Origin of the sequence: Pacificoceanicola algae, assembly GCF_049341065.1 — a bacterium.
In the GTDB taxonomy this organism is placed as follows: Bacteria; Pseudomonadota; Alphaproteobacteria; order Rhodobacterales; family Rhodobacteraceae; genus Pacificoceanicola.
Genome location: NZ_JBMPIX010000014.1, coordinates 1 through 12445, shown reverse-complemented (window position 1 = coordinate 12445; position 12445 = coordinate 1). Strand labels below are relative to the sequence as shown.

Genomic DNA, 12445 nt, shown 5'->3' with positions numbered 1-12445 from the left:
GCTTTGAAACAACCGCTTACAGGGATTTTGCCCGTCGCCCCCACCGCCTTTCACGCCGATGGCACCCTTGACGAAGAAGGTTGCCGCCGTGTGATGGATTGCATGATCGACCAAGGGGTCGACGCGATTTGCATCCTCGCCAATTACTCGGAGCAGTTCCTGCTGTCGGATGAGGAACGCCATACTGTCATGCGCATCAGCCTTGAGCAGGTCGCGGGCCGCGTTCCGGTGATCGTCACCGTCAGCCATTTCTACACCGGCATCGTGATCGAACGCGCCAAGGCCGCGCAGGCCATGGGCGCCAGCATGGTCATGATGATGCCGCCCTATCACGGGGTCGGCCTTGTCCCCGGCCCCGACGGCATCCTTGAGCATTTTCAAGCCGTTTCGGACGCCATCGACATCCCGATCATGGTGCAGGACGCGCCCTTGTCCGGTGTCTCCCTGCCTGTGCCGCTGCTTGTTCAGATGGCGCAAAAGATCGAGAATGTCAGCTATTTCAAGATCGAAACGCCCTTTGCAGCCGACAAACTGGCGGCATTGATCGAAGCGGGTGGCAAAGACATCGTAGGGCCCTTTGACGGCGAAGAGGCCGTGACCCTGCTGGCCGATCTCGACGCAGGCGCAACCGGCACCATGACCAGCGGATTGCAGCCCGAAAAGATCCGCCCCATCGTGACCAGCTATCTGGCGGGCAACCATGACGCGGCTCTGGCCCAATGGAAGCTGTGCCTGCCCTTGATCAACCACGAGAACCGCCAGTGCGGGCTGCGGGCGACCAAAACCGTGATGATGGAGGGTGGCGTGATCGGCTCGGACCATGTACGCCATCCCCTGAAACCGATGAGCCAGCGCACCAAGGACCGCCTTGTGTCGCTGGCAAAAGAATTGGATTTGATTGCCTTGAAATGGGGCAAATAAGGGAGACGCGAATTATGACTTTTACTCCGCACGGAAAACACCTGATCGCTGGCGAATGGATCGAGGGGGCTACCAAGTTCACCTCTGAGCCCGCCCATGGCGACGCGCATGATTTCAGCGTCGGCACTCCGGCTTTGGTCGATCAGGCCTGCGCCGCCGCCGAAGAGGCGTTCTGGACCTACGGCTATTCCACCCGTCAGGAACGCGCCGATTTCCTCAACGCCATCGCGGATGAAATCGAAGCCCGTGGCGACGCCATCACCCAGATCGGTACCGAAGAAACCGGCCTGCCCGAAGCCCGCCTTCAGGGCGAGCGTGGCCGCACCACTGGCCAGCTGCGCCTGTTCGCCTCGCATATAATGGCAGGCGACTACCTTGATCGCCGCCATGATGAGGCCCTGCCTGACCGCGCGCCCCTGCCCCGGCCTGACCTGAAAATGGTTCAACGCCCGATCGGCCCCGTCGCTGTCTTCGGCGCATCCAACTTTCCGCTGGCCTTCTCGACTGCGGGTGGCGACACCGCCAGCGCTCTGGCCGCTGGTTGCCCCGTCGTGGTCAAGGGCCACTCGGCCCACCCAGGCACCGGCGAGATCGTCGCCGAAGCCATCCACGCCGCGGTTCAGAAATGCGGCATGCATCCCGGTGTGTTCAGCCTGATCCAGGGCGGCAAACGCGACGTCGGCACCGCCCTCGTCCAGCACCCACTGATCAACGCGGTGGGCTTTACCGGCTCACTCGGCGGTGGACGGGCGCTGTTTGACCTCTGCGCACAGCGCGACAACCCAATCCCCTTCTTCGGCGAATTGGGCAGCGTCAACCCGATGTTCCTGCTGCCCTCGGCCCTCGCAGCACGCGGCGCCGATCTGGCCGCTGGCTGGGCCGGGTCGCTGACCATGGGCGCAGGCCAGTTCTGCACCAATCCCGGCATCTCGGTCGTCATCAACGGCCCTGACGCCGACGCCTTCATCGAGGCCGCGACCAAGGCGCTGGAGCCGATGGGCGCCCAGACCATGCTGACCGATGGCATCGCCGCTGCCTACCGTGCGGGCCGCGACCGTGTGGCCGGCTCGGCCGGTGTTCAGGAACTGCTGACCAGCACATGCGATCTGCGCAACGCCACGCCCTATCTGTACGCCACCACCGGCAAGGAATGGCTGGCAAACCACGCGCTTGGCGAAGAAGTGTTCGGCCCGCTTGGCCTGATCGTCCGCGTCGAGGACGAAGCCGAGATGCTGGCCATGGCCCGCAGCCTGCAAGGTCAGCTGACCTGCACTTTGCATATGGACGATGGCGACACGGCGCTTGGTCAAAAGCTGATGCCCGTGCTTGAACGCAAGGCTGGCCGCGTCTTGGCCAACGGTTTCCCCACCGGGGTCGAGGTTTGCGATACCATGGTTCATGGCGGCCCCTACCCGGCCTCGACCAACTTTGGTGCAACTTCGGTTGGCACCCTTTCGATCCGACGCTTCCTGCGCCCGGTTTGCTACCAGAATATGCCCGACGCCCTGCTGCCGGGTGATTTGCAGTAATCCCCGCGAACTCGTGGGATGCATTGGAAAGGGGCTGGCATGTTGCCATCCCCTTTCCAAAAGTGTTGAAAACAACGACGAGAACTTATGTTGCGTTGATGATTTGATGGGCAGTGCCCTCGAAGATATAAACGAGACCCGCGAAAATATTCATCGTGCGCCATCTCCGCTCCGTCTCAATATAAACGGAGATGTCATGTCATCTTGGAATCCGAAACTGATCGTCCGTGTGAAGCGCCGAACCTTCGACGATCTGGAGCGCCGGACACATCATATCAATCGCACTGAAGGCGATCTCTGTCGTATTGACCGATCTCGCTCGCATCTTGATCAAGCCTTTGTCGGCACCGAACATCTTTCGAAAGGTGTCCATGCGAGTTCTGCCAAGATTGCCGCCAGAAATCTCAAGAACGAATTGCCTGCTCTCCGTAAAGCCCGGGGAGGCGCGCATGTCGTTCGTTCCGACGCCACCCCTACTGCCCGCCTCTCACACCACGACGACATTGCCGCGCTTGTGCCCGGCCTCGACATAGGCATGCGCCTCGACGAGGTCGGACAGCGGGTAGATCCGGTCCATGACCGGGGCGAGGCGATCCTGGTCGATCCGGGTCAGGATCTCGGACAGCATGGCCCGCAGGCGTTGCGGCTTTTCCAGGCCCACGGCAGCGAACAGCGCGCGTTTTTGGCCCACAAGGCCAGACAGCATGATCGCAGGCAAGCGCCCCAGCGTCAGGACCGGGCAGAGGTAGCGCCCCGTCTCGGCAAGCGCAGGCTTGGCGGCCGAGAAAGATGCGACGCCCAGTGTGTCGAAGATCACGTCATAGTCACCGCCGGACTGCAAGACCTCTTCACTGGTGTAGTCGATCACCCGGGCGGCCCCGAGCGACCTGACGAAGCGGGTGTTGCGCGCGCTGCAGGTGGCCGTTACCTCTGCGCCCAGGTCGGCGGCGATCTGCACCGCGGCACTGCCAAGGCTGCCGGCCCCGCCGAGGATCAGGATGCGGTCACCGCCTTTGACCTGTCCGAGGCTGCGCAGGTAATGCCAGGACGTCAGCACACCATCACAGAGGACCGCCGCGTCCTGATGCGACAGCGCCTCTGGCTTGGGCATCAGAACCCCGTCCTCGTCGAGGCAGATGTGGCTCGCATTGGCGCCAAAGTGCATCCCGGCCTCGCCAAAGACCATGTCGCCCGGCGCAAAGCGCCTGACCTTGTCCCCGACCGCAATCACCTCGCCCGAGAGACCCGTACCGGACAGCCCGTTGCGCGGTCGCCGCAGACCAAGGAAAGGGCGCGCAAACAGCGGCTCGCCTTTGCGCATCATGCCGTCGGCCCGCGTCACGGCTGAGGCATGGATGCGGATCAGCACCTCTCTTGGGCCGGGCTGCGCCATGGAGAGCGTGACGGGTGTCAGGGTTTCGGGGCGGCCATAGCGCGGGATGTGCCAGGCAGTGCGTGTCGCAGTCATTGGGAACCTCCTTGGTCTCAGGGTGTTCTCATGGGAATAGAGGTTTCCTTTCGCTCCGAAGAGTGGCTAATGTGCGCCACATTGGTTCATAAACGATCCGGGTGGTTATGGATTGGAAATCCCTTCCTGCCTTTCTGGCAGTAGCGCGGAACGGCTCGCTTCGGGCGGCGGCCGAACAAATGGGCGGCACCCACGCGACCCTGCGCCGCCAAGTCGAAGCGCTGGAGGCGCAACTCGGCACCCAACTTTTTCGGCGGGGTGCGGAAGGTCTGTCCCTGACCGCCGCCGGGCAACGCCTGCTGCCGCAGGCGCTCGACGCCGAGGCCGCGCTGCTCAAGGGGTTCAACGCGGTGCGGGGGCTCGACCGCGAGGCATCCGGCCGCATCCGCCTTTCAGCCGACCCGATGACGGCGCATTACTTGCTCGCCCCGGTTCTGGCCGACTTCGCCGCGCTCTATCCCGAGATCGAGATCGAATTGCGCCTTGCCTACACGCTCGACTCGATCGCGCGGAACGAGACCGATGTCTCGATCCGCCACGCCGCCGCGATCGAGGACGATGCGGTCGGCCGGAAACTCTTTCCCTTGTCTATCGGCGTGGTGGCCTCGCGCGATTACATCGACCGCACCCTGCCGGGCGCGGGCCGCAAGGGGCAAGGGTTGAGCTGGATCGGATATGGCGATGTGCCCGAGCTTGCGACCATGATTGCGGATTCGGCCTTCCCCGAGGCGCGGATCCGCCATTCTGTGCCCGACCCGGAAATGCATCTCCATCTTGTCCGTGCGGGCGCGGGGATGACGTTCCTTGCGTCATGGGTCACCTCGGTCTTCCCCGAGCTGCAACGGGTCCCGGGCACCGGGCTTGACCAGCGCCGCGCGACCTGGGTTCTCCTGCACGGCGAGCTGCGCCGGGTACGCCGGGTCCGGCTCTTCGTCGACTACCTGTGCGACGCGCTCCTGGAACGACGCGCGGCGTTCTTGGGACCTTGATCCAAGGGATTTTCCTGTGGGGACGGGGCGCATCGTAAGACCGCCATCGCCCCATAGCCGCCGCAGGTTGATCCCGTAAAATGCTGCGGTGCGGCCCGCCGAAGCAGCCATTTGTGGCGAAGGCCAAGGGCTCTGAAAACGCCCGGCACGATCTTATCGGTCTGCCTGCGCGAGGTCAGATTTACGATGTATCCACGGTCAGATGCGGTGTGCCATCGGATGTTTTGCGACGGCTGCGGCCATCTTGCCCCAAGACACCACGAATGCGGTGACGCCAGTTCGAGAAGCTGTCGAACCGAACCGTGTCGATCGGCTGGTCCAGCGCGATCTCGACCTGGCGATGGTCAACTGGGCCGGAAAGGGCAACGACCCTTCCGCTATAGGCCTGCCCCAGGTAATGGCCCGACACCTGCGCGCCCAAGGCAAGTTCAGTTGCGGCGCTATCCTGCCTGAGACGGGCATGAAGCGTATTCCAGTCCCGTGCCCCGTATTGCCGGGCAACGAGTTCGAGGGACCGGGCATGGCTGACCGCTGTGCCTTCGGCTTGCAGAGCGCGCCGGAGCGCCTTGGCCTGGGCTTTCACGGTCTCAAGGGTCGGCTGTGTCATGCGGCCTCCTTAGCAGATTGAGGTATTGCAACAGGGGCGATCAGGCGAACACGGCGGATCAGCGCCATGGCCACCACAAATATCACGGCATCGGCGATCGGAAAGGCGAACCAAAGACCCTCGATCCCTGCCAATGCATTCAGGATGATCAGCAGGATTGGCGTCAACACCCATGGTTTGATCAGGGTCAGCGCCGCGGTCCGCAAGGGATGGCCCATCGCCTGGAAATGCATGGCAAGGACGAGGATCGGCCCGGTGACGACATACAAAGCGGTCATCGGACGCAGGATTGCAGCAACCGTCGCGATGATGTCCGGATCGTCCGAGAACAGCGCGCCCAGCGGCTTACCCGCGAAGGCCGCGCAGACCGTCACGCCAAGACACCAGACCACCGCGCTTCCGATGGCCAGCCGCAGGGCGTCGCGGGCCCGATCCATGCGACCTGCGCCTGCGTTGTTGCCTGTGATGCTCTGGGTGGCCAACGCAATCGCCATCTGCGGCAGGAATGCCAGCCCGAGAAGGCGAGTCGCGACACCGTAGGCAGCAATCAAGGCGGCATGATCTGCGGCGGCGGTGGTGGTGCCGATGACCAGAAGAACAGTGCTTGCCACCAAGCCCATCCCGACAAAGGTCAGGCAAAGCGGCAGGCCGAGCGAGAAGATATGCGGCCATCCCGAAAGCCAACTGGTCTGTCGGAGTGCGCCAATGGGCAAGAGCTCGCCATCGCGTGCCCGCACCACCAGCAGCAGCACGAGGCCAAGAGCTTGCGCGCCCACCGTACCGATAGCCGAGCCTTCGACACCGAGCCCAAGAAGCACGATCGCAACATAGTTCGCCCCTATATTCAGCAGGTTCACCAGCCCCGAGAGCAGCGCGATGAGCCCAGCGCGCCCCTCGTTCCGCAGGGCATCGGCGTGCAGACCCAAGCCAAACTGGATCGGGGCACCAAGGATCAGGATTAACAGATAGCTTTGGGCCAGCCCGGCCACCTCCGCGTTTCCGGCGGCGAGTGCAGAGATCAGCGCAGGTCCGACCGTCAGCCCCGCTGCAATCAGCACCACGCTGATGGCGAGAGCCAGCCCATGAGCCCCGGCAAAGACCTCTGCGGCTCTTGTGCGGGCCCCGGCGCCCAGATAGCGGGCGAAAAGACTCGACATGCCGCCCCCCGTCAAAGTGGTCAGCGCGGTCAGCAGCATGACGACCGGAAAGGCCAGGCTCACCGCAGCGAGGGCAGAGGCGCCGACGAAGCGGCCTACAAAGATCCCGTCGATGACGTTGAGCAGGCCACCCATCGACATGACCACCGCCATCGGCAGGGCATTCAACAGGAACAATCCTCCAACTGGACGGGTCAGAAATCGGTTTTCAATGGTATTCGGCGCGGGTCCTGCAGACATCGCTCACTCCTCCAGAGAGGCATTTCGGATCGGGAGGGAGCCTGCATTGCCCACCTGCGAAATGCTTCGAGGGTGAGATGTCGTCTTGTTCCGGGCTTCACCGTGACTCGCGTCCGCAGGCGGCAGGTGCCCGGCACCTTGCCCGCCGAATACGCGGAATTCCCCTGAAGGGCAACATGACTTTTGCGGCGCTTCGCAAGATTCAGGTATTGCGACACTGAAAAGGCATCCGATCGAGTCCGGTCAGCAGGGTTGAATTCTCAATGAAGTTGGAACGTTGCTGAGCAAAAGACTCTTGACCGACAAAGGCGACAGTAGCTCACGGCCCAGAGACACCGCTCTAGCCGATGGCAAGCCGGGTCTGGATGATGAACGACCGTGATCTCCTTCGCGCCTCGGCAAGGAGGTATCATCGATTGCGGTCGCCGGCCCCCTGTGGTGCACCTTCGGGACACAGAGCAGCGCCGCAACGGCGCGCGCGACGAGAGTGAGGACAGTGGCGATCAGTGCGAGGATTTGCTGCAGCATAGGGGTTGTCCGGGCATAATGTCTTGACGCATCCTGTCCGCGCTCGTCCGGCAATGGCATGACCGGGCCCATCGAAATTGACCTGTGGAGACGGCGGTATGTCCGATCAGACCATGGCAGCCGGTTTCGCCACCGCTTTCCTCGATTACGCGGTGGCCGAAGGCGCGCCGCGCGGCAAATTGCTGGCGGCATCGGGGCTGACGGCAGAGGATTTGGCAGACCAGGACACGCGCATCCCGGTCGGGTCCTATCAGACGCTCATCGCCGCCGGGGTCGAGGCGACCGGCGACACCTCGCTGCTCTTGCGCCACGTCCTGGAGACCCGGCTGGAGACGATGTCGATTGTCGGCCAGATCGTGCATGCGTCCAAGTCCTTCCCGCACAGCCTAGTTCAGCTGAATCGCTACGCACGCCTGATGGCCGACGTATCGATCCCCGGCGGGCGGGATCGGTTTTCGCTGGAGCGCGACGGAGAGGCGGTCTGGCTCGTGGATCACCGGCCCGGCGACGGCAGCTGGATGGCGACCGAGGCGAGCTTTGCGCGCTTCATCTCCGAATTCCGCCGCTCGGCCCCGGAGCACCCGTTCGAGCGCGGGCTGGAGGTGACCTACGCGCCGCCACCGCATGCCAACCGCTACCCGGAGCTTTTTCGGGTACCGGTAAAGTTCCGCGCGGCGCGCAATGCGCTGCGCATCAACCCGGTCTGGCTGGACGCGGCCTTCGATGGCGGCAAGGAGTACGTGTTCAGCGTTTTCACGCGCCACGCGGACGGGCTGCTGGACGCGCTTGCGACCGACGACACCGTGCGTTCGGCCGTCGAGACCCGGATGCTCGCGGATTTGCACGAAGGCACTCTGTCGATGGACCGTATCGCGCGCGATCTCGGCATGAGCAGGCAGACGCTTTACCGCCGTTTGAAGGACGAAGGCGTCACCTTTGCGCAGGTCCACGACGAGTTACGCCGACGGATGGCGATGGACTACCTGAGCGCGCGCAAGGTCTCGGTCAGCGAGACGGCCTACCTTTTGGGCTTTTCCGAGGCCTCGGCCTTCGTACGGGCCTTCCGGCGCTGGACCGGGGCGAGTCCCACCGCGTGGCTCAGCAATTGATGCCCAGGGTCAAGCAGCTGGGTCCTGCGGTCATGCCGCCGCACGGCGCGGACGGGTAGATCCTCCTTCGAAACAGTCAAAGTCGAAGGAGACACAACATGAAACCGATGCAGATCGCCCCACTGTTCCTGACCACCCTGCTGGGGGCCTGCGCCAACATGGGCGCGGATGTGGACCCGGTCCTGGACGGTGCCCCGACCGCGCAGTTCCAGAGCGACCTCAGCGCCTGCCGAAGCCTTGCCCGCAGCCAGTCGCAACTGGACCAGGAAACAATGGCGGCCGCTGCCATCGGCGCCGGGATCGGCGGTCTGCTGGGCAAAGCCGACGAAAACGGCGACGCGCTCGGCGGGGCCGTTGTCGGCGCGGCGACGGGCGCCGCGGCGGGCGCATCCGAGGCGAGCGACACGCGCAAGGACATCGTCCTCAATTGCTTGCGCGGCCGCGGCCACGCGGTCGTGAACTGAGGGTCAGAGCCATGCAAGAAATCCGCAACCGCATGAAGCGCCTGCACCGCATTTTGACCAGCGCGCCCAAAGCCCTCACGGAGCGCAACTCATATCCGCCCCGGTATCTATGGGACGATCTTGGCTTGCCTCAGAACAGGCCGCACGGCAGGCCACGCGTTCTCCCGGCCCGGCTTCTGTGGTGGTGAGGGGGCTGGACCGTGACCCAAGCTCTCGCCCTCGCCTATGCCGGGCTGGCCGCTCTGCCGGTTCTGATGCACCTTGCCGTCTCCGCCGGTGTCCCGCTTGGCCATCTGACGGTCGGCGGCCGCTTTCCCGGCCGTCTGCCGCCTGTCTGGCGGGCGCTGGCGCTGGTCCAGGCTGCGCTGCTCGGCACCATGGCCGGGGCCGTTCTGGCCCGGGCCGGGATCGGCGCATCGCCCCTGGCGGCCCTGTTCTGGCCAGCCGTCGCACTGACGCTGCTGTCCCTTGCCGCGAACGCCGCAAGCCCGTCGCGCCCGGAGCGCCTGCTCTGGACGCCTGTCATCGCCCTCATGGCCGCCGCCGCGCTTGGCGTCGGCTTCGTATGAACTCCGGAGACGATCCATGAAAGTTCTCATTGCCGGCGCGACCGGCTACCTCGGCCGCTACCTTTGCGTCGAATATGCGCGGCGGGGGCACCATGTCACCGCGCTGGTGCGCGACACCGCCCGGGCCGAGGGCCTGGCCGATCTGTTGATCGAAGGCGAGGCCACGCGGCCCGAGACCCTGAATGGGATCATGGACGGCGTGGACCTTGTGGTTTCTTCGCTGGGGATCACGCGGCAGGCAGATCGACTGGGCTACCGGGAGGTCGACTTTCAAGCCAACCTGAACCTGCTGCGCGAGGCCGAGGCCGCGGGCGTCGGGCGCTTCGCTTATGTGCACGTCCTGAACGCCGATGCTATGGCGGGCGTGCCGCTCGTCGATGCCAAGACCGCCTTCGTGGAAGCGCTTCACGCCTCCGACATGCTGGCGACAGTGATCGCGCCCACCGGCTACTTCTCGGATATGGGCGAGATCCTGGCGATGGCGCGCAAGGGCCGCGTCTGGCTGTTTGGCGACGGGACGCAGCGCCTCAACCCCATCCATGGCGCCGATCTCGCCGTGGCCATCGCCGACGCGACCGACGCGGGGCGGGGCTGGGTCGGGATCGGCGGCCCCGACGTGATGACCCAGGACGAGATTGCGCGCGCCGCCTTCACCGCCCTCGGCACATCGCCGCGCATCACCCACCTGCCGGACACCCTGCGCCGCGCGACCCTCGCCGTCCTGCCGGTCCTGCCGCGGCGGATCAGCGGCCCGGCGCGTTTCTTCCTGACCGCGCTCGGACTGGATATGGTCGCGCCACGGTTTGGGACGCGGCACCTTACCGAACACTTCGCAACCCTCGCCGCTGAAGTGGAACGCTAACCTTAGGGAACCCGCACATGACCCTCCGCAAAGCCGGCGGACTTGCCGCCCTGACCTGCGCCGCAACATACCTCGTGGGGTTCGCCCTTCTTGTCACCGCGCTCGCCCCGCTGGGCTACGGGACGGACGAGATCAATGCCGCTGCGGTCGCGGCCTTCATCGCCGAACGGCCTGGCGTGTTGATCGCGTGGAACACCACGATCTACGTCGTCAACGCACTGGCGCTCGTTGTTCTGGTCGTCACGCTTCGTCAGCAGATCGCCCGATTGCTGCCCGACGCCGCTGCCGTCTCCGGCGCGATCGGTCTGATCTGGGCCGCGCTTGTCCTCGGCGCCGGAATGATCGCCAATGTCGCCGTCGAAAGGACCCATGCGCTTGCCGCCGATCCGGCGGCTGCGGCCTCTCTCTGGCAGACGCTTCATGCCGTCGAACTGGGCCTTGGCGGCGGCAACGAAATCGCCGGCGGCGCATGGGTCCTCGTCGTCAGCTTCGCGGCGCGCGCGAGCGGCTTCTTCGGACGCGTCACATGTGGGATCGGTGCGCTCGGCGGCCTCGCCGGGCTCGCGACCATCCTGCCACCGCTCGGAGAGAGTGCCGGTGCAGTCTTCGGCCTCGCCGCCATCGCTTGGTTCGTCGCTGTCGGGCTCGTACTCCTGCGCGGCGACGAGGCCCCTTTCTCAAAGGAAATCACCGCATGACACCACCTCGCATTCCGCCCCTTGACCGCCAGGCGTCTCCAGCCTTTGCCGAGCCTGCAGATCTGCCAACCAAAGCGGCCCTTCACGCCGCTCTTGCCGCTCTGAACCTCGACCCGTCCGCACCCGGCGCCGCCATCGCCGTTGCCGCAGGAAGCCAGACCGTTACGGCCGCGATCGGGGCCGCTGCGCCAGACGGGAGCGCGATGACCGCCAGGACCCCTGTCCGCCTCGCCTCATTGACGAAGACCTTCACCGCGGCCGCGGTCCTGCGCCTGTGGGAGACGGGGCGTCTGGACCTCGATGCCCCCATTGCGAATCTTGTCGAGCCCGAGCACGCCGCGATGTTGCGGACCGGCGGCTACGACACCGGATCGATCACCGTACGGCAACTGCTGATGCATACCGGCGGGCTTGCCGACCATGCCGAAAGCCCGGCCTACCTGAACACAGTCCTGGACGATCCGGCCCGGATCTGGACCCGGACCGGGCAGATCGCGGTCATGCTTGATCTCGGTCCGCCGCTGTCCGTTCCCGGGGCAGTCTTCGCCTACTCGGATACCGGCTACGTCCTTCTTGGCGGGATCATCGAACGTGCCATCGGTCAGCCGCTTGGCGAGGCCGTGCGCAGCCTTCTGCGATGGGGCCCGCTCGGCCTTTCGAATGTCCGTTGGGAGGGCGAACCGCCAGCAAAGGGGCCGGACCGCGCACATCAGTGGCTGGACGGTTTCGATACGAACCTAATCCACGGCAGCGTCGATGCCTTTGGCGGCGGCGGGATCGTCGCGAGCATCGAGGACGCCGCCCAGCTCTACGCCGCACTCGTCTCAGGCGCGACGTTCGACCGGCCAGAGACGCTTGATCTGATGCTAGCCGCTCCGGGGCATCCCACCGGAAGCCCTTACCGCATGGGTCTGTACGGTTGCGAAACGGATGGCAGCCAGATCTACCGCCATGGCGGCTATTGGGGGTTGCACGCTGCCGTTGATCCTGGTCGTAAACTCGGCATTGCCGCCGTCGGCCTCGATCAGGCGATTACACAGGACATCACGCGTATTGTGGAAAGGTTTGCGCTTGCCGCGCGAGAAAGCCCCAAATGACAGCGGCGGGGAGAAAGTCGACCGCGGTAGCAGCAGGATGAACCTGCTGCGCGCGCCGCAAAAGTGATCTCCCTTTGGCCGCAGCTGCGACGCGCAGACTTATTCGCCTCTCGCCGCCGATGTGATGCTCTGGGCCGAGGCTGTGTGGAAACTGGGGCCTTGCGTGTTGGCAAGCATCTTGATGTGCCAGATGGGTCGGGTTCACAT

At 64.8% G+C, this 12445-nt stretch carries 13 protein-coding genes; 9 read left to right on the top strand and 4 right to left on the bottom strand.

All coding sequences use genetic code 11. From position 1 onward, the window contains the following. Nucleotides 1–3 precede the first annotated feature (3 nt). Both ACOYQJ_RS17630 and ACOYQJ_RS17625 read left to right on the top strand, forming a co-directional pair. On the top strand, nucleotides 4–921 hold the full coding sequence (locus ACOYQJ_RS17630; protein ID WP_422907314.1) for a dihydrodipicolinate synthase family protein: 918 nt from the start codon (nucleotides 4–6) through the stop codon (nucleotides 919–921). Between the two features lie 14 nt (nucleotides 922–935). After that, the gene (locus ACOYQJ_RS17625; RefSeq protein ID WP_422907313.1) at nucleotides 936–2450 is read left to right on the top strand and encodes an aldehyde dehydrogenase (NADP(+)); all 1515 of its coding nucleotides are present in this window, start codon (nucleotides 936–938) and stop codon (nucleotides 2448–2450) included. A gap of 199 nt (nucleotides 2451–2649) precedes the next feature. Here the strand turns inward: ACOYQJ_RS17625 and ACOYQJ_RS17620 are convergent, their stop codons facing one another. Together ACOYQJ_RS17620 and ACOYQJ_RS17615 are read right to left on the bottom strand one after the other, a co-directional pair. Then, on the bottom strand, nucleotides 2650–2901 hold the full coding sequence (locus tag ACOYQJ_RS17620) for a hypothetical protein (RefSeq protein WP_422907312.1): 252 nt from the start codon (nucleotides 2899–2901) through the stop codon (nucleotides 2650–2652). Between the two features lie 36 nt (nucleotides 2902–2937). After that, on the bottom strand, nucleotides 2938–3918 hold the full coding sequence (locus tag ACOYQJ_RS17615) for an NAD(P)-dependent alcohol dehydrogenase (RefSeq protein ID WP_422907311.1): 981 nt from the start codon (nucleotides 3916–3918) through the stop codon (nucleotides 2938–2940). Between the two features lie 107 nt (nucleotides 3919–4025). On the opposite strand from ACOYQJ_RS17615, the gene ACOYQJ_RS17610 reads away from it, so the two are divergent. Then, a complete protein-coding gene (locus ACOYQJ_RS17610; RefSeq protein ID WP_422907310.1) occupies nucleotides 4026–4907 on the top strand; it encodes a LysR family transcriptional regulator in 882 nt (293 codons plus the stop codon). 181 nt (nucleotides 4908–5088) lie between these two features. Here ACOYQJ_RS17610 and ACOYQJ_RS17605 read toward each other — a convergent pair whose 3' ends face one another. Next, a complete protein-coding gene (locus ACOYQJ_RS17605; protein ID WP_422907309.1) occupies nucleotides 5089–5514 on the bottom strand; it encodes a glyoxalase superfamily protein in 426 nt (141 codons plus the stop codon). Beyond that, complete coding sequence (locus tag ACOYQJ_RS17600; protein ID WP_422907308.1) at nucleotides 5511–6911, bottom strand: MATE family efflux transporter; 1401 nt, start codon at nucleotides 6909–6911, stop codon at nucleotides 5511–5513. Before ACOYQJ_RS17600 ends, ACOYQJ_RS17605 begins: the two co-directional genes overlap by 4 nt. Nucleotides 6912–7537: 626 nt before the next feature. Here ACOYQJ_RS17600 and ACOYQJ_RS17595 point away from each other — a divergent pair. The 6 genes from ACOYQJ_RS17595 (at nucleotide 7538) to ACOYQJ_RS17570 (ending at nucleotide 12238) form a co-directional block, all read left to right on the top strand. Continuing rightward, nucleotides 7538–8548 (top strand): AraC family transcriptional regulator, encoded by a 1011-nt coding sequence (locus ACOYQJ_RS17595; protein ID WP_422907307.1) that lies wholly within the window; start codon nucleotides 7538–7540, stop codon nucleotides 8546–8548. Nucleotides 8549–8646: 98 nt separating this feature from the next. Then, nucleotides 8647–9012, top strand: coding sequence for a glycine zipper family protein (locus tag ACOYQJ_RS17590; RefSeq protein WP_422907306.1), 366 nt, complete (start codon nucleotides 8647–8649; stop codon nucleotides 9010–9012). A gap of 200 nt (nucleotides 9013–9212) precedes the next feature. Then, complete coding sequence (locus ACOYQJ_RS17585) at nucleotides 9213–9581, top strand: hypothetical protein (protein WP_422907305.1); 369 nt, start codon at nucleotides 9213–9215, stop codon at nucleotides 9579–9581. A gap of 16 nt (nucleotides 9582–9597) precedes the next feature. Further along, nucleotides 9598–10443 (top strand): SDR family oxidoreductase, encoded by an 846-nt coding sequence (locus ACOYQJ_RS17580; protein ID WP_422907304.1) that lies wholly within the window; start codon nucleotides 9598–9600, stop codon nucleotides 10441–10443. A gap of 17 nt (nucleotides 10444–10460) precedes the next feature. Further along, nucleotides 10461–11141, top strand: coding sequence for a hypothetical protein (locus ACOYQJ_RS17575; RefSeq protein ID WP_422907303.1), 681 nt, complete (start codon nucleotides 10461–10463; stop codon nucleotides 11139–11141). Next, entirely contained in the window at nucleotides 11138–12238 is a 1101-nt protein-coding gene (locus tag ACOYQJ_RS17570; RefSeq protein ID WP_422907302.1) for a serine hydrolase domain-containing protein, read from the top strand. Before ACOYQJ_RS17575 ends, ACOYQJ_RS17570 begins: the two co-directional genes overlap by 4 nt. Nucleotides 12239–12445 lie beyond the last annotated feature (207 nt).

Excerpts from the sequence above, each read along its gene's own strand:
- ACOYQJ_RS17580 (WP_422907304.1), top strand. The coding sequence starts at position 9,598 with ATGAAAGTTCTCATTGCCGGCGCGACCGGCTACCTCGGCCGCTACCTT.
- ACOYQJ_RS17620 (WP_422907312.1), bottom strand. The coding sequence starts at position 2,901 with ATGCGCGCCTCCCCGGGCTTTACGGAGAGCAGGCAATTCGTTCTTGAG.
- ACOYQJ_RS17575 (WP_422907303.1), top strand. The coding sequence starts at position 10,461 with ATGACCCTCCGCAAAGCCGGCGGACTTGCCGCCCTGACCTGCGCCGCA.
- ACOYQJ_RS17600 (WP_422907308.1), bottom strand. The coding sequence starts at position 6,911 with ATGTCTGCAGGACCCGCGCCGAATACCATTGAAAACCGATTTCTGACC.
- ACOYQJ_RS17615 (WP_422907311.1), bottom strand. The coding sequence starts at position 3,918 with ATGACTGCGACACGCACTGCCTGGCACATCCCGCGCTATGGCCGCCCC.
- ACOYQJ_RS17590 (WP_422907306.1), top strand. The coding sequence starts at position 8,647 with ATGAAACCGATGCAGATCGCCCCACTGTTCCTGACCACCCTGCTGGGG.
- ACOYQJ_RS17605 (WP_422907309.1), bottom strand. The coding sequence starts at position 5,514 with ATGACACAGCCGACCCTTGAGACCGTGAAAGCCCAGGCCAAGGCGCTC.
- ACOYQJ_RS17595 (WP_422907307.1), top strand. The coding sequence starts at position 7,538 with ATGTCCGATCAGACCATGGCAGCCGGTTTCGCCACCGCTTTCCTCGAT.
- ACOYQJ_RS17625 (WP_422907313.1), top strand. The coding sequence starts at position 936 with ATGACTTTTACTCCGCACGGAAAACACCTGATCGCTGGCGAATGGATC.
- ACOYQJ_RS17570 (WP_422907302.1), top strand. The coding sequence starts at position 11,138 with ATGACACCACCTCGCATTCCGCCCCTTGACCGCCAGGCGTCTCCAGCC.
- ACOYQJ_RS17610 (WP_422907310.1), top strand. The coding sequence starts at position 4,026 with ATGGATTGGAAATCCCTTCCTGCCTTTCTGGCAGTAGCGCGGAACGGC.